Source organism: Bradyrhizobium sp. BRP23 (assembly GCF_020194135.1).
Classification (GTDB): domain Bacteria; phylum Pseudomonadota; class Alphaproteobacteria; order Rhizobiales; family Xanthobacteraceae; genus Bradyrhizobium; species Bradyrhizobium yuanmingense.
In genome coordinates this window covers 887,176-901,744 of the sequence record NZ_JADYVW010000001.1, presented here as the reverse complement: position 1 = coordinate 901,744, position 14,569 = coordinate 887,176, and the positions used below count along the sequence as shown (strand labels likewise).

General features: G+C 63.4%; 12 protein-coding genes and 5 pseudogenes. 9 read left to right on the top strand and 8 right to left on the bottom strand.

Annotated features, from left to right (window positions below; all coding sequences use genetic code 11):
- Positions 1 to 249: 249 nt before the first annotated feature.
- Positions 250 to 691 (bottom strand): annotated as a pseudogene (locus I6F24_RS04190) (transposase); the annotation flags it as partial.
- A gap of 171 nt (positions 692 to 862) precedes the next feature.
- Here I6F24_RS04190 and I6F24_RS04185 point away from each other — a divergent pair.
- From I6F24_RS04185 to I6F24_RS04175, 3 genes and pseudogenes are all read left to right on the top strand, one after another.
- Positions 863 to 1,048, top strand: a pseudogene (locus I6F24_RS04185) (transposase); the annotation flags it as partial.
- A gap of 71 nt (positions 1,049 to 1,119) precedes the next feature.
- Positions 1,120 to 2,490 (top strand): transposase, encoded by a 1,371-nt coding sequence (locus I6F24_RS04180; protein ID WP_225127598.1) that lies wholly within the window; start codon positions 1,120 to 1,122, stop codon positions 2,488 to 2,490.
- Between the two features lie 67 nt (positions 2,491 to 2,557).
- Positions 2,558 to 2,818, top strand: a pseudogene (locus tag I6F24_RS04175) (transposase); the annotation flags it as partial.
- Positions 2,819 to 3,126: 308 nt separating this feature from the next.
- Here the strand turns inward: I6F24_RS04175 and I6F24_RS04170 are convergent.
- Positions 3,127 to 4,345, bottom strand: a pseudogene (locus tag I6F24_RS04170) (IS110 family transposase).
- 264 nt (positions 4,346 to 4,609) lie between these two features.
- Between I6F24_RS04170 and I6F24_RS04165 the strand changes: the two are divergent.
- Positions 4,610 to 4,825 (top strand): annotated as a pseudogene (locus tag I6F24_RS04165) (transposase); the annotation flags it as partial.
- A 486-nt stretch (positions 4,826 to 5,311) separates the two neighbouring features.
- The gene (locus I6F24_RS04160) at positions 5,312 to 5,884 is read left to right on the top strand and encodes a reverse transcriptase domain-containing protein (protein WP_225127597.1); all 573 of its coding nucleotides are present in this window, start codon (positions 5,312 to 5,314) and stop codon (positions 5,882 to 5,884) included.
- 11 nt (positions 5,885 to 5,895) lie between these two features.
- Here the strand turns inward: I6F24_RS04160 and I6F24_RS04155 are convergent, their stop codons facing one another.
- The 3 genes from I6F24_RS04155 to I6F24_RS04145 all read right to left on the bottom strand — a co-directional run bounded on the left by I6F24_RS04155 (position 5,896) and on the right by I6F24_RS04145 (position 8,265).
- Positions 5,896 to 6,234 carry a helix-turn-helix domain-containing protein gene (locus tag I6F24_RS04155; protein ID WP_225127596.1) on the bottom strand — a complete coding sequence of 113 codons (339 nt, stop codon included), beginning with the start codon at positions 6,232 to 6,234 and terminating at the stop codon, positions 5,896 to 5,898.
- 452 nt (positions 6,235 to 6,686) lie between these two features.
- A complete protein-coding gene (locus tag I6F24_RS04150) occupies positions 6,687 to 8,105 on the bottom strand; it encodes a recombinase family protein (RefSeq protein ID WP_225139713.1) in 1,419 nt (472 codons plus the stop codon).
- Positions 8,098 to 8,265, bottom strand: coding sequence for a hypothetical protein (locus I6F24_RS04145; protein ID WP_225127594.1), 168 nt, complete (start codon positions 8,263 to 8,265; stop codon positions 8,098 to 8,100). The genes I6F24_RS04150 and I6F24_RS04145 overlap by 8 nt, the downstream gene beginning before the upstream one ends.
- Before the next feature lie 515 nt (positions 8,266 to 8,780).
- Between I6F24_RS04145 and I6F24_RS04140 the strand changes: the two genes are divergently transcribed.
- Together I6F24_RS04140 and I6F24_RS04135 are read left to right on the top strand one after the other, a co-directional pair.
- Positions 8,781 to 9,206 carry a reverse transcriptase domain-containing protein gene (locus tag I6F24_RS04140; protein WP_225127609.1) on the top strand — a complete coding sequence of 142 codons (426 nt, stop codon included), beginning with the start codon at positions 8,781 to 8,783 and terminating at the stop codon, positions 9,204 to 9,206.
- A gap of 992 nt (positions 9,207 to 10,198) precedes the next feature.
- On the top strand, positions 10,199 to 11,239 hold the full coding sequence (locus I6F24_RS04135) for a tripartite tricarboxylate transporter substrate binding protein (RefSeq protein WP_225150091.1): 1,041 nt from the start codon (positions 10,199 to 10,201) through the stop codon (positions 11,237 to 11,239).
- Between the two features lie 161 nt (positions 11,240 to 11,400).
- Here the strand turns inward: I6F24_RS04135 and I6F24_RS04130 are convergent, their stop codons facing one another.
- The 3 genes from I6F24_RS04130 to I6F24_RS04120 all read right to left on the bottom strand — a co-directional run bounded on the left by I6F24_RS04130 (position 11,401) and on the right by I6F24_RS04120 (position 12,748).
- Positions 11,401 to 11,697 (bottom strand): hypothetical protein, encoded by a 297-nt coding sequence (locus I6F24_RS04130; RefSeq protein WP_100213453.1) that lies wholly within the window; start codon positions 11,695 to 11,697, stop codon positions 11,401 to 11,403.
- Between the two features lie 158 nt (positions 11,698 to 11,855).
- Complete coding sequence (locus I6F24_RS04125; RefSeq protein WP_036003836.1) at positions 11,856 to 12,182, bottom strand: hypothetical protein; 327 nt, start codon at positions 12,180 to 12,182, stop codon at positions 11,856 to 11,858.
- A gap of 212 nt (positions 12,183 to 12,394) precedes the next feature.
- On the bottom strand, positions 12,395 to 12,748 hold the full coding sequence (locus tag I6F24_RS04120; protein WP_225112605.1) for a hypothetical protein: 354 nt from the start codon (positions 12,746 to 12,748) through the stop codon (positions 12,395 to 12,397).
- Between the two features lie 129 nt (positions 12,749 to 12,877).
- On the opposite strand from I6F24_RS04120, the gene I6F24_RS04115 reads away from it, so the two are divergent.
- Positions 12,878 to 13,837: an N-carbamoyl-D-amino-acid hydrolase gene (locus I6F24_RS04115; RefSeq protein WP_225112606.1), complete on the top strand. Its 960-nt coding sequence runs from the start codon at positions 12,878 to 12,880 to the stop codon at positions 13,835 to 13,837.
- A 143-nt stretch (positions 13,838 to 13,980) separates the two neighbouring features.
- Positions 13,981 to 14,535 (top strand): TetR/AcrR family transcriptional regulator, encoded by a 555-nt coding sequence (locus I6F24_RS04110; RefSeq protein WP_225127590.1) that lies wholly within the window; start codon positions 13,981 to 13,983, stop codon positions 14,533 to 14,535.
- Positions 14,536 to 14,569: the final 34 nt, after the last annotated feature.

The window sequence follows — 14,569 nt, the reverse complement described above, 5'->3', positions numbered from 1 at the left end:
TCAACGTCCTTCGTCACGTAAACGACGCGCTCGCCCGCTGGACGAGGCGGAAATACAAGCGGTTGAAAGGCCGGAAAGTCGCCTCAGTATATTGGTTGGGACGGCTCGCACAGCGCGATCCGAACCTACTCTATTTGTGGCGAGTCGGCATTCGACCTGCGGCTGGAAGATAGAAGCCGGATGAATCGAGAGGTTCACGTCCGGTTTCGTGAGAGCCTCGGGGTGCAATTCCCCGGGGGCTACTCGACCGACCGTGACCCGCTTGAGGTCCTGGCTGCGCAACGCGCCGGCCTCGTGTGCCACCCGCAAGCTCTCGGCCAGCAACAGCTCCAGCTTGTCGCCGAGCCGCTTGCGCCAGTGGCTCAGGTCCGAGCGCTCCTGCGGGAATGCGTGCTGGAAGAACTCTTCGCCGGTAAAGTACTGGAAATATGGGTCGTGGACCCAGCGCTCGCACACCCCCCTCATCGGACAGCCCGTAAATGTGCTTGAGCAGCAACAGCCCGATCATGAAGCGGCTCGCGATCCCGGGCCGACCATTCTCGCTGTAGAGCGGCGCGATCTCGCCGTCGATCCAGTCCCAATCGACCTTGCCGGCGAGCTGAACCAGCTCGTGCTTCATATTGATGATTTGGTCCAGCCTGGCCCGGAACAGATCGCCCGATCCCGTCGTCCTGTGCTTCTTCGGTCGCATCGCCACCTCCGATGCGATGACGGAATCATGGTTGGCGATTCGACCGAATCCTGAAAATGAAATTGCAAGGTTCCGACGCCCGAAGCATCAAACCCCTGCAAACGCAAAACAGTCCACAACGACAAATGCGATTCTAGCTCAATCGCTTAGCCACTCTTCACGGACGACTACGGCCGGCGTGAAGTTCTCGGCATGGACATCGGTCCCTCGGAGGCCGAGACGTTCTGGACCGCGTTCTTGCTCAAGCTCGCTCGGCGCGGGCTTCGTGGCGTCAAGCTCGTGATCTCCGATGCGCATGAGGGCATCAAGGCCGCCGTCAGCAAGGTGCTCAACACCGCCTGGCAGCGCTGCCGCGTGGGATCGTTGAAAAAGTCCGAATTGACTGATTCCATTCTTGTCGGCGATTCGCGATCGGCGGAGCAAACGAGATGCTGGGGCGCAAGGAGCGGGATCAGCTTGAGCTCTTCATCACCGGCTCGCTCAAACAACTCGTCCCAGACGAGCACGTGCTGGCGCGGGTCGATCGTGTGCTCGACCTGACTTGGCTAAGGCAAGAGGTCACCGACTGTTACTGCGCGAATGACGGCCGGCCCGGCATCGATCCCGAAGCGGCGGTACGGCTGATGCTCGCCGGTCTGCTCAGCGGCATCGTGCACGATCGCAAGCTGATGCGTGAAGCTCAGGTCAACATCGCGATCCGCTGGTTTGTCGGTTATGGCCTGCATGAGCAACTACCGCACCATTCAAGCCTGACGCGCATTCGCCAGCGCTGGGGCGAAGAGCGGTTCCGTAGGATCTTCAAGCGCACGGTCGAGGCCTGCCTGAAGGCCAAGATCGCCACTGCGGAGGTGGTCCACATCGATGCGTCGCTGATCCGCGCCAATGTGAGTTGGGACAGCCTCACCGAGCAGCATGTGGTGGATGTCCTGAGCGAAAATCAAAACGAGGATGAAAGCGAGGCTGAGAAAACGGGCCGACAGAGTGGCAAGTACAAGAAGGTCTGCACGACCGACCCCGATGCGACGATGGCCACGAATGCCCGCAACCGGCGGCTGGAGCCCTCTTACAAGCAGCACACGGCCGTCGATGACAAGGTCGGAGTCATTTTGGACGTCGCGGTCACAACTGGACAAACGAACGAAGGCGAGATGATCGAGCCGCAAGTCGACGAGGTTGAAGCGATTACAGGCATTGACATCAAAACGGTCACCGCCGATGCCGGCTATGCCTACGCTAAAGTATACGGTGCTCTCGAACGGCGCGGCATCGATGCCCTGATCCCAGCTAAAGCTGAACCGATCAAGAGTCGCGTACCGCTCAGGCGCTTCCGGTACGACGCCAAGCACGACATCCTGAAGTGCCCGCGAGGACGTGTCTTGCGGCCCGCGCGACCCATCAAGCACGGCCGTTTCTTTTACTCAAAGGCAAAGGATTGTGCCCGGTGTCCGCTCAAGGGTGATTGCCTATCGAAGGGGCGAGTTAATAAGGCAGTTGTTGTAGGGAACGATTATCCGGCACTGCTCCGCGCCCGGCGCCGTCGCGAACGATGGAGCTGGCAGGATCGACGGCTCTATCAGCGTCATCGCTGGCGTTCAGAGGGCTTCCATGGCGAAGCCAAGACCTGGCATGGGCTGGCGCGCGCCATACGGCGTGGTCTACCGAACATGAAGATCCAGGCCTATCTGACGGCCGCCGCCATCAACCTCAAGCGGCTGGCAGCCGCTCTTGTTGCGCTTCTTTTGTGCTTGATCGCCTCCCTCGACGCGTCTCCGTCGGCATCGCGCGGAGTGCCGGGTTGATGTGAAGGCATGAATGGGCCGGTCGCTGCATCGAGCGGATTCGGTGAACCACTTGTTCAACGACGCCCGCGTCCACTTCATGCGCAACGTCCTGGCCCATGCCGGCAAGAGCGGAAGACGCGTCGTCTCCGCCTTCATCGCCACCGCCTTTGCCCAGGACGATGCCGAAGCGGCCAGGGCTCAGTGGCGCAAGGTCGCCGACCAGCTCCGTCCCAAACTGCCAAAGCTCGCCGCCTTCATGGATGAGGCCGAGCCAGACGTGCTCGCCTATATGAGCTTCCCGCCTCAGCACCGTGCCAAGCTGCATTCGACGGATGAGATGGACAAGCGATTTTTAAATGATCGCCCCGATGACTATGCGGAAATCGCGTCCATTCTTTTGTTCGGCCGCGGCGCGGGCCATTCTTCCGTCCCGGTCACCGATCTCGCAGCCGCCGCGCGCAGGGTCGGTCAAGGCTGGCCGCGTTTGCGGCCACCGCACGGCTTGGCCTTGACCGGCCCGAGCACGGCGGCATGCTGGCGTGGAACGGGACTGCATTCCTGGCTGGCACTGCCGTCAGCGGCGGTTATGGTTGTCCGGCGCGGGCGACCTCGTGGCGAAGCGTGACGCGTCGGCTGAAAGCGTCACCGGACTGCCTATTTTGTCCTGCCGAGCTGAGGCGCCCGCGCGCCAGGTTTTGGCCGCCGCGGTTTCCATTGCGACACCAATTGTTCGTAGTTTCGCTCCGCCTGGGCGGCAATCAACATCTCACGGTCGCGCAGCGCCTTGATGTTGTAGGCATAGGCTGGTCCGCAGCCGGCTGCCCTTCTGTTGCGGATGTCCAGCTTGAAGTTGCATTGCGCGGGTCTTGTTGGCGACCAGCGCCGGACGCGCCCACAGCTAATCTTCGCCCTTCGTCAACAAATGCCAGCAGAGCACCGTGAGCTTGCGAGCCACGGCCACCGCGGCGACCTGATGGCCACGCCGGGCGCGAATCCGCACGAAAAAAGCATGCAGTGGACCGGGCGCCTTGGCCGCGGCCCAGGCGGCCTCGACCAGCATGGCGCGCGCGTGACTGCGGCCGATCTTGCTGATGCGACCGTGATGGGCGGCTCCCAGTCCCGACTGCCGCACCCGCGGGTTCAGCCCGAAATAGCTCACCAGCTTCTGCGGGCTGTCGAACCGGCTGATGTCGCCGATCGCCGCCACGATGCCGGCGGCGACCGCCAGATTGACGCCGGTGATCGTCATCAATCTGTTGACCGCGAGGTCGTCGATGGCGTCCTGAGCGATCTCACGGTCGAGCAGAGCCAGGTCTTCCGCCAGCCGGTCAAGCTCACGGACATGCCGATCGATGGCCGCGCGCTCATCGTGCGGCAGCTGTTGGGCGGCCAACCACGCCCGGCCGCGGGCGTTGAAAAGATCGGCATGCGGGCACTTCGGGATTAGGTGCGCGTGCAGGATCGAATGCACCTCGTTCTTGAGCCGCGTGCGATGCCGCACGACCTGGTAGCGCCGCGCCACCAGCCGACGCTTGCGTTCGGTCTCCGCGTCAGGCGTCCAGATCTGCGGCAGGTACCCGGCCGCCTGCAGACTGGCGAGCGTGCCGGCATCGATCTTGTCGGTCTTAACGTGAGCCTGGGCGATCGCCTTCACCTGCAGCGGATTGGCGATAATCACCCGTGCCACGAACGGCGCCAGAACCCGCGACACCGCCATGCTGTTGGCAGTCGCTTCGAGCACCACCTCATCACTGGCCAGCAGGGTCTTGCCAAATCCCTCCAGCGCAGTCCGCGTCATATCGATGCGGCCCGCATGTCGGAGCCTGCCGTCCTCCCAAAACACCACCTCGCCGAAAGTTCGGTGGACGTCGATGCCAATCACCCGTCGCATTCGCACCTCCTGCCAGACATAATGACGGGAGCTGCGGGCGACACGACAACTACGGATTCGCGCTCCCAGCGCAACCGGGCGAGTCGCAGAGGCGGCCAGCTACTAACTCGAGCTCTCGGCTCATCGAATAACATCGGCCTGCCCGCACTTCGTGCTCCCGGTGCCTCTGTCCCGATGGTCGCACCATACGCCACGATGTAGAACACCGCAGCGGGAACGTTGGCACCGAGACATCTCATACCGGTTACCAATCCGATCGAGCGCCTCAACGGCGAGATCAAGCGGCGGACCGAGGTGGTTGGCATCTTCCCAAATGAAGACGCCATCGTTCGCCTGGTCGGCGCGATCCTTCTCGAGCAGAACGACGAGTGGGCGGTTCAGCGGGCCCGCTACATGACGCTGGAAACCATCGCGCCGTTGAGTAATGATCCAACCGTCAGCCTCCCGGCTATCGCCAGCTGACTAGTCCGGCTCTTGCCGGCGAACGCGGTATCCCACCGCCAGTTACACCACGCTCAGGGAGTACGTCATGCCAAGCTGATGATTGCTTGTGGGTGCAAGTCCCATCCGGCCAAAGCCGTAGCAGGCAAGCCGGGACCGAGTCTTGCGGGCGTCGCGGCAACGCTGGAGTCCGAAGTGTAGACAGGAGTCGTGCGGGGTGCGGGAATGAGCCTCGAAAGGTGGATGTTCGCGGAGGCCGAGTGTGTTCCCTAAGCACGAAGGCTGCATGAGCATCGTCGATACGCGAGACGATGCCGCTCCGTCGGGGTCGATGGCCGCATCACGCACGGAAGGCAATCATCGGAACATGAGAGGCCCGACCGGGTCCGCTGGATTGATCTCCAGCGGGGGACAGCGGCAAGGCACTGCCAGAGCCGTTGTCCGAGCTGAGGTCGGGAGTCGGACTGGTCCATACTACCTGTGAAGTCGTCGAAGGTAACGAGACGCATGGAGGGAAGGGACCAGCCCGAGGGGAGCCTGCGCGAGGAGGCCAAGGTCCGGACACAGAGCCGGGTTACCTTGCCGCCGAACCTCAAGCGGGTGAGCGCGGCAGCCAAGCAAGCTGTCCAAACCCGGTTCACGGCCCTGCTGCACCATGTCGATGACGACGCTCTTCTTCGGGCGTTTCGACGACAAAAGCGGCAGGCCAGCGCGGGGGTCGATGAGGTGACGGTGGCGAAGTACGAAGAGAGGCTGACGGATAACCTCCGCGACCTCTGCGGACGGGTCCACTCCGGTCGTTACCGGCCACAGCCGGTGCGGCGCGTCTACATCCCCAAAGCCGATGGCGGTAAGCGGCCTCTCGGCGTGCCGGCGCTAGAGGACAAGATTGTCCAAAGCGCGGTGGCCGAGGTGCTGAGCGCCGTCTACGAGGCCGACTTCCTCGGGTTCTCCTATGGCTTCCGGCCGGGGCGGAATCCTCACATGGTGCTTGATGCTCTGCATACGGCGATCATGAGCCAGCACGTGAACTGGGTGCTCGATGCCGACATACGCAGCTTCTTGGACGTGGCTTCATAATACCCCCTGGTTCATGCGGTTTGGTCGAAAAGGCCGGCTTGCGGGGCTAAGACCTTGATGCGGAGTCCTTTTTGCTTCCCGCGCACAACGTGCACGGCTTCGAGTTCGCCGCGCTTGACTCGCTGCAAGACGGTTTGGCGCGAGACCCCGAGCGCCCGCATAGCCTCGCGCATCGGCAGAAAGTCGTCGGACGTTTCACTGTTGAAGCGGGCCTTGAGTTCATCGGTCAGGCGAATGCGCCAGGGAGCGCCTGGCGTGAGCTGCTCGCCGGCGATAATGCCGTCGTTGAGCAAACGATGGATCGTCGAGGGAGCGACACCAAGCGCGGCGGCGGCTTGCTTGATGGTCAAAAGATCGGGCCGGCGGCTTGCGGTTTATCTTGGAAGCCTGGGATCTTCCAGTGCCGGCGTAAATTACCGACGCGGTTGCGGTCGAGCGGTGGCCGTAGGCCGTTGTGCGGCTCTGCCGGTTGAGGATGCCGGCGATCACGGCATCGGGATAATGCACTGCCAGTCGTCGCAGGAGCGCAACTGTATCCTCGTCGGTGCGGATCGTCGCTGGCCGCGATCGGGGCAGGCCGAGATCAATCTCGGTCAGCGCGCCGCCCTTCCAGCGCAGCGTCAAATGGGCGGCAAAGGCCTCGCGATCGACTTTGACGATGACCTCGTCGAGGAGCGTCCGCAGCAACTCTTTCCGGTCGCGCGGCGTCGTCGTGCTTGCGTTCCAGACGGAGACGAGATCAGGTCCGAGCGCGAGCAGGCGGTCACGCTCCTGTTGGCTGATCGTATGGGGGCGAGCAGCCTCACGACGCGCAAGATCGGCCTTGGCGGCCTCCAGCGCCTTCAGGCACGCTTCCCACTCTCGCTCGAGAACCGCGCGCGACGAGACGGTTATCGGGATCGACGGCGCGATAGCGCCGTTCTGCACGCCGGGCTTCGTAGCTGGCGCGTTCCGCGGCAAGTCGCCATTGCTTGAGCCCCGCCTCGCGATCCGCCTCAAGCCGTTCCGCGGCGGTGAGTGTCGCGGTCAGCTTTGCGGGTTCTAAGGCGGCGATGAACGCTTGGGTGATGGCGTGGTCGATTTGAACGCCGCCGATATTGAGGCAGTAGACGCCTCGGTTCTCGACCAGCACTTTGCCAGCACAGTGATAGCCTGGCGAAGCATTGCGTCCGCGATAGTGGGTGTGCAGGCGGCGGCCGCAATGGCCGCAACTGGCAAGACCTTGCAGGAGGGCGCCACCCTCTCTCACGGCACCGCCGCCCTTGTGCGGCTGAGGTCGCGTGTTCGCGGCGAGACGTTGCTGATTTGCTTCATAGGTCTGCCAATCGATGAAGCCTGGATGATGCTCGGGGATGAGAACCTGCCATTGGGAACGCGGCAAGAATCGAATCCGCTGCTTGCGCGCGCCAGTGCCATCGAGAATCGTCTCATGGCGCGTTTTGCCATAGACATAGGCGCCGGCATAGACGGGATTGGTCAAGACCTGGTGGATGGCGGTGTAACTGGCCTCGACCCAGCGGATCTCGGCGCGGGCGTGCAGCTGCAGCGGGAACGTGAGCCCCTCGGACCGAAACCAGAGCCAAACGCGACGTGCCGATCCCATCTCGGCAAAGCGCGCAAAAACATGGCGAATGGCGGTAACGACAGCCTCATCGGGATGGAAGCGGACCTCGCCATCAGTCTCGCCCCAGACGAAGCCGACCGGCAGACCGCGGCGCAGTTCGCCGCGCGCCGCCTTGTTGCGGATTCCACCGTTGAGGCGAGCCCGCAGCACGTGCAGTTCGGCTTCGCTCATCGTGCCTTTGAGCCCCAGCAAGAGACGGTCATTGAACATGGCCGGATGATAAATGCCGTCGGCATCGCCGATCAGCGTGTCGGTGAATCCGGCCAGATCAATCAGGCGGTACCATTCGGCGTTATTACGCGCGAGCCGCGAGACTTCGAGACCGAGCACCAGTCCGACGCGCGCGAGCGCCACTTCGGCGGTGAGGCGGGCAAAGCCCGAACGCGCCACCGTGCCCGAACCGGAGAGGCCAAGATCCTCGTCGATAACGATGATGCGGTCATCGGGCCAGCCGAGGTCGCGCGCTTTGCCGACAAGTGCATATTGCCGCTCGGTCGATTCGCGGTTGTGCTCGACCTGTGCGGCGCTGGATTGGCGCAGATAGACGACGGCCTGTCGAGAGAGATGAATTGACGTAATCTTGACGTGCTCATTCATCGCTTGCCTCCGTCGCCGGGCCGCTCTGAAGCAGGCGTGACATGAGGCGCGCCAGAAGCTCGATTGCCGCGATGCGGGCGGCTTCGTCGATTTGGTCCCACGCGACTGGCGCGCTTGGTGGAACCTCGGGCTGATCGAACAAGTCCAGGTTCAATTGCATGGCGGCTCTCCTTGCACGGCGCCGACTCGGCACCCCGGATGCAAAGAGCGTCGACCAGCTTGCGCAAGTGGAGCAAATCACCGAGCCTGCCGAGATCGTGGACAGCGTCATCGGCATCGATTGGCGGCGTGCCTCCAAGCGGCTCCACCTTCCAATCGGTCCAGCTCGCCGGAATCAACGACCGACTGCCATCCGGCAGAACCGTGAGGAGAAAGTGGATGCCGCGCCGCCTGATGGTACTGATGACGGCCAGCGTCCGACCTTCGAAAGCGTGACGCGTGCGCGTGATCGTTACCGAAGCCGGAATATCTTGGCGATGGGCAGTCTGTGGCCGCTTCCTTCGACTCGGTCGACCACGAGTGGCTGTTGCGGATGCTGGCGCACAGGATCGCCGATCCTCGCATCTTGCAGCTCATCGGGCTGTGGCTGCGAGCCGGCGTTCTTGAGAGCGGCGAGAAGCAAGAGACGGACAGGGGCACGCCGCAAGGGGCGGGCATCAGCCCGCTCCTGCCAACATCTTCCTGCACTACATCCTCGATCTCTGGACCCAGAAATGGCGTCATCGCCACGCACGCGGTCGTATCGTGATCGTGCGCTACGCGGACGACTTCGTCATGGGCTTCGAGAACAAGGCAGATGCGCGGGAAATGCTGTTGGCCCTCAAGGCGCGGCTGGCCAGCTTCGGCCTGACGCTCCATGAGGACAAGACGCGGCTGATCGAGTTTGGCCGGTTCGCGGCCCTCTCGCGTCAGCGGCGGGGCGAGCGGCGGCCAGAGACCTTCGCCTTCCTCGGCTTCACCCACTACTGCGGGCGGACCCGAGATGGCCGGTTCATCGTGAGGCACAAGACGGAAGGGAAACGCCTGACGCGCAAGCTGACGGCGTTGCGCCAGGAGGCCTGGCGGCTCATGCACGCGCCACTGGCCACGCAGCACGAGTAGTTCGCCGCCGTTCTGCGCGGGCACTATGGCTATTATGGCAGGCCGCACAATTATCCAGCGCTCAACGGCTTCTACCGCGAAGTGCGTCGGACCTGGCTGCGTTGTCTGAGACGGCGTAGCCAGAAAAGTCGGCGCATGGGCTGGCCGGAGTTCGAGACCCTGACGGCACGCTTCCGCCTGCCAACTCCACGCATCACTCGCACATGGGCGCAGGCGCGGATATGACGCGGGTTACCCTCGGGAAGAGCCGGGTGCGGGAAAGCCGCCTGCCCGGATCTGTGAGGGCAAAGCCAAATGGCCGAGCTACTCGACCACGATCCCGCGACCCGGCCCCAGAGCGCGTGATCTACACATGTGACGGTTTGAGTCGCACGGAACGGACCGTCTTCAGTGATCTATTCGTTGGCTTCTCCCCTTTAGCAGTCCCGGATTTCGCATTTTCGTGATCACGGGCGCCTCCGGTGGCATCGATGGGCGGTGATTCTGACAAACGCGGCTAAATCAGCAGATCCAAGTTCAAACCAGCGCGCACACTTGTGCCCCGTTCCCCCAGAGAACGCCGCAACGAAATCGCAACGAATTGGGTGAAACGACCGTGAACAAAACGGGACGGTAACCGCTGCCACCTCGATAAAAATCAATAACTTAGAAGATATTCACTGCGTTCGGGACGCAGGGGTCGCAGGTTCGAATCCTGCCACTCCGACCATTCTTCCAAAAGTCGACGTTTTCCAGAGTCTTGGCAGACCGGCTGCCGGCGCCTCAGGACGCCTTTTTGCAACGATTTCGGGATTGGGTCCACGGCCGATTTGGCGGGGCAGGGTGGCCTGTCGCGGTAGCATGGCTTGCCAGAAGCGAGCGCCGGCGGTTCCGACTTGCGGAGCTAGGTCAGGGGCCTACCGCCGCGCCATCAGCACACCCACCAAAAACGCCACCATCAGCGCCGGGCCGTGGTGCCTCGCCGGTTGCCCTCCAGTCATCCCGACGGCTAGATGAGTCCCAAGCTGATCGCGCGCCTGAGGCGCGATCGGCCAATAACAAAAACAGGGCTGGAAATCATGAACAATAAAATCATCGCGCTCGCTACGGCTTTTGGCTTCGCGGCCTGCGGGTCGGCATGGGCCGCGTGGCCCGACGACAAGCCGATCGAAGTCGTCGTCGGCTTTGCGCCCGGCGGCGGCACCGATGTCATGGCGCGCAAGCTCCTTCCCTTTGTCGAGCGTGTGCTGGGCGGCAAGGCGAAGTTCGTCGTCCTGAACAAGCCCGGCGCCGGCGGAGAGATCGCGTTTGCGTCGATCGCGCGCGCGGCGCCCGAGGGCTATTCGATCGGTGTCGTCAACGTGCCAGGCTACAACTTCCTGCCAATGACCCGCAAAACCCAATACACCACGGATGAAATCCGGCTGGTCGCTCGCGTCGTCGAAGATCCGAATGTCATGGTGGTGCCTGCCGATAGCAGATTCAGCAATCTGCCGGATGTCGTTGCCGCACTGCGCAGCAAGCCGGGCTCGGTGACCTTCGGTCACAATGGTGCCGGCACGAACGGTCATCTGGCCATTCGCATGCTTGCGGCAGCCGCGAAAGTCGAGCCCAACGAGATCTCCTACAGAGGAACGGCCGCACAGCGGACCGATCTCCTGGGCGGGCATCTGGACGTCGGCATGGTCACCCTCAGCGAGATCCCCGAATTGCATGGCACCAACAAGGGGCCACTTCGTGTCATCGCGATCCTGTCGAAGAAGCGCTTTCCATCGCTGCCGGGCGTTCCGACGGCAGAGGAGGCGGGCTTTCCGGTCATGACGACGGCGGAACGCGGCTTCGCGGTCCCCAAGGGCGTTCCGGACGACATCGTCAAGAAGCTGGAAGCCGGGATCGCCGAGGGCCTGCGTAGTCCAGAGTACCTGACGGGTTCGCCCGGCGACGAGCCGGTGATCGCCTTCCTGCCTGGCGCGGAGTGGCAGAAACGCCTCGACGACATGTCCGAAGCCCTGCGTCCTTTTGCCGAGCAGATGCGGGCAAGCGAACAGAAGTGATTGATCCTGCTCTGGCAGGCGGTTGCTAAGACTATTCGTCATGCTTCGGGCCGCTGCAAATCAAGGTCTCGATGGCCGCGCCGCCTCATGTTTGCCACCCTCCAACGCAAACGGCGCGGCCGTGATCGACCGCGCCGCTGTGATCTTCTGATGTGAAGGGCCTAGTCTTCGTAGGGTGCGTAGGCTGATGCGCCCCAGCGAGGCCCGTCATAGCCGTATCCCGGGCCCCAATAACCGTAGGTGTTGGCAGGGTGCCAACTGCCGATGCGCTGGCATTGGCCGATGCCGGCCATCAACTGGCCGCCGCTCATGGCGGGCCCGGCGGCGCCGACTGCTTCTCCAGCCGGTGGGGTGCACGGGCCGGGACCGCGGCCCGCAGCGAGGCTGGGGCTTACAGTTGCGAGCGGCAAAATCGCGGCCAGAGTTGCGGCGACGCTCACGAGTTTCGTACGTGTCATGGTTGTCTCCATGTTCGAGGCTTAACGGGGGACCAATCCCTCCTGCCGCGAGACGTTCCGCGCGGAACGGTCGCGTTTTCGCGAGCAAAAAAGGTTTCCTCGGGTTTCACGGAACGCCGCGATTTCCATTGACGTGAGCGCGTCATCGCGAGCGCGCATCATCTGCGAGCGACCAGCACACCGACCAGAAAGGCCACCAGCAGCGACGGCAGCGGGGCGTCGCGCACCATGCCGCGGACGACGTCTTGCCAGTGCTGCTCCGGCACCAGTCTCGGCGATCGCACGTTGGGCGCGGGCTGGATACCCCAGTGTGATGCGAGCTCGGCGACCTCGCTTTGCGCGAGGCGCACGCCGTCGCGGACGCGATAGATCGCGGCCTCGGACCGCTCACGCGGTGCGAGCAGCATCAAGGTCTCGACCGCGGTGCGCAGCGTCATCTCGCCGTAGCCTTGCAGCCTGACCTGCTCCTCGGGATCGGACGTCATGCAAAATCCCTCACAGCGTCAAATTCTTCACAATGAGAAATGGCGCGCGATGGTGAAGGCCGCCGCCGTGCACAGAACCAGCGTGGGCCCGGCCACGTCGCGCGCGAGATCGGCGCGCGTCAGCTGCCTGCTCATGGTCTTGCTCCATGCTTTGCATGGAAATGGCCGCCGCCGCGCTTGGTTCCCTGCGCCGGCGCGAATCGGCAGGCCGACTATTTCCGCAGCAGCTCGCTCAAGGCCGCCGTCGCTTCGGCGCAGCGGATGTCGTCGATCTCCCGCGACAGGCTGAGCGCGCTCGATCTCAGCTCCTCGAGCTTCCAGCTGTCCGGATGCTGGTTTTCGAGCTGACCGAGACGCTTATTCAGATCGTCTAATCTCGATTGAAGCTGCCCGATGCTGGCGGCCCCATTCACTTTCCAAACGCGTTGTGCGCGCATCGTCGTTCCCCTGATAGTCTCACGGCCTTGTGAGAGCGGTTCATGGCCGGAATGGGAGTTTGTTTTGTCCGGCTTCAGACGGCGGGGAACCGTTGCAGATCGGCAACGAAGTTCCTGTTTGGTGCTCACCCAGCGCCGCACGATGATACCCGCAGGCCCGGAATTTGATTGCGCCCTCAGTACGGGGCGCCGAGGCGGCCTGTGCGCGCGGGTGATAGGCTCTGGCCGGGCGCACTCGAAAAAGATGAGGAACGACGCGTGACGAGAACTGTGACCATTGCAGCCGGCCAGCTCGGACCGATCGCGAGGAGCGAGTCGAGGTCCGCGGTGGTGGCGCGACTGATGGCGTTGATGCGCGAGGCGCGGGCCTGCGGCTGCGACCTGATCGTCTATCCCGAGCTGGCGCTGACCACGTTCTTTCCGCGCTGGTACTTCGAGGACCAGGCCGAGATCGACAGCTTCTTCGAGCGCGAGATGCCGGGTGCCGAGACACAGGCGCTGTTCGATCTCGCCCGCCAGCTCGGCATCGGCTTCTGCCTCGGCTATGCCGAACTGACGCTCGAGGTCGGGATTGTCAGGCGCTACAACACGTCCATCCTCGTCGACAAGAGCGGCGCGATCGTCCTGAAATATCGCAAGGTGCATCTGCCCGGCCATGCCGAGCACGAACCGTGGCGCGAATTCCAGCATCTGGAGAAGCGCTATTTCGAGCCCGGCAGCGGCTTCGGCGTGGTCGGTGCCTTCGGCGGCGTGATCGGCATGGCGATCTGCAACGACCGCCGCTGGAGCGAGACCTATCGCGTGATGGGCCTGCAGGGCGTCGAGATGGTGCTGATCGGCTACAACACGCCCGTGCACAATCCGCCCGCGCCGGAGCATGACGATCTCTCGCTGTTCCACAATCATCTGGTGATGCAGGCCGGCGCCTATCAGAACGGCACATTCGTGGTCGGGGTCGCCAAGGCCGGTGTGGAGGAGGGCGTCGACCACATCGGAGGCAGCTGCATCATCGCGCCCTCGGGCGAGATCATTGCGGCCTGCACGACAAAGGGCGACGAGATCGCGCTGGCGCGCTGCGATCTCGATCTCTGCAGTTCCTACAAGCGCACCACCTTCAATTTCGACGTGCACCGCCAGCCGCGCGCCTACGGCATGATCGTCGAGCGGAAGGGCGTGACGATCATGGCGGATGGGACGCCGGTGCCGCGGAGGGGGTGACTCTCTCTCCTTCGTGATTGATTCTCTTCACGACCACGTGTGTTTATTCGGAAACGTTCATTCCCTATTATCCCGCAATGCAAAAGACCGCCCGCCGCTCCCGACCTGCCGCCCGTCTGCCCGGCCGTCCCCGGGAATTCGACATGGACACCGCGCTCGACCGCGCCGTGCGCGTGTTTCGTGAGCGCGGCTATCATGCCACCTCGATCGGGGACCTCACTGCGGCGATGCGGCTCGCGACGGGAAGCATCTACAAGGCGTTTCGCGACAAGCATGCGGTGTTTCTCGCCGCCTTCGAGCGCTACACGGCCCTGCGCCAGCAGCAGACCCGCAGCGCGGCGGCGCGTGGTGCAAACGGCCGCGAGCAAATCCGCAACGTGCTGCTGTCCTATGTCGAGCATTCCCGGGGCAGCGAGGGGCGGCGCGGCTGCCTCGTGGTCGGCAGCGCGGTCGAACTGTCCGCGCTCGATCCGGTCGTGGGTGCCCGCGTCAGCACACAGCTCGCGAGCAACGAGAGCTTCATCGCCGGCCTCATCCGCGCCGGACAGGCCGATGGCTCGATCCCCCGCCATGTCGTAGCCGACGACACCGCGCGGCTGATGCTCTGCATCACGCAGGGAATGCGCGTCGTCGGCAAGGCGCGTCTGCCGCTCGACGCAGAGCGTCTCGTCGGCGCCGCAATGAAGCTGCTCGCCTGAATTTTTTGTCAGAATAGGGAATGACCATTCCCTA

Bases quoted from the DNA above. Each gene is read 5' to 3' on its own strand.
- I6F24_RS04130 (WP_100213453.1), bottom strand. From the start codon at position 11,697: ATGACACGTACGAAACTCGTGAGCGTCGCCGCAACTCTGGCCGCGATT.
- I6F24_RS04150 (WP_225139713.1), bottom strand. From the start codon at position 8,105: ATGAATGAGCACGTCAAGATTACGTCAATTCATCTCTCTCGACAGGCC.
- I6F24_RS04135 (WP_225150091.1), top strand. From the start codon at position 10,199: ATGAGTCCCAAGCTGATCGCGCGCCTGAGGCGCGATCGGCCAATAACA.
- I6F24_RS04145 (WP_225127594.1), bottom strand. From the start codon at position 8,265: ATGCAATTGAACCTGGACTTGTTCGATCAGCCCGAGGTTCCACCAAGC.
- I6F24_RS04160 (WP_225127597.1), top strand. From the start codon at position 5,312: ATGGAGGGAAGGGACCAGCCCGAGGGGAGCCTGCGCGAGGAGGCCAAG.
- I6F24_RS04110 (WP_225127590.1), top strand. From the start codon at position 13,981: ATGGACACCGCGCTCGACCGCGCCGTGCGCGTGTTTCGTGAGCGCGGC.
- I6F24_RS04125 (WP_036003836.1), bottom strand. From the start codon at position 12,182: ATGACGTCCGATCCCGAGGAGCAGGTCAGGCTGCAAGGCTACGGCGAG.
- I6F24_RS04180 (WP_225127598.1), top strand. From the start codon at position 1,120: ATGCTGGGGCGCAAGGAGCGGGATCAGCTTGAGCTCTTCATCACCGGC.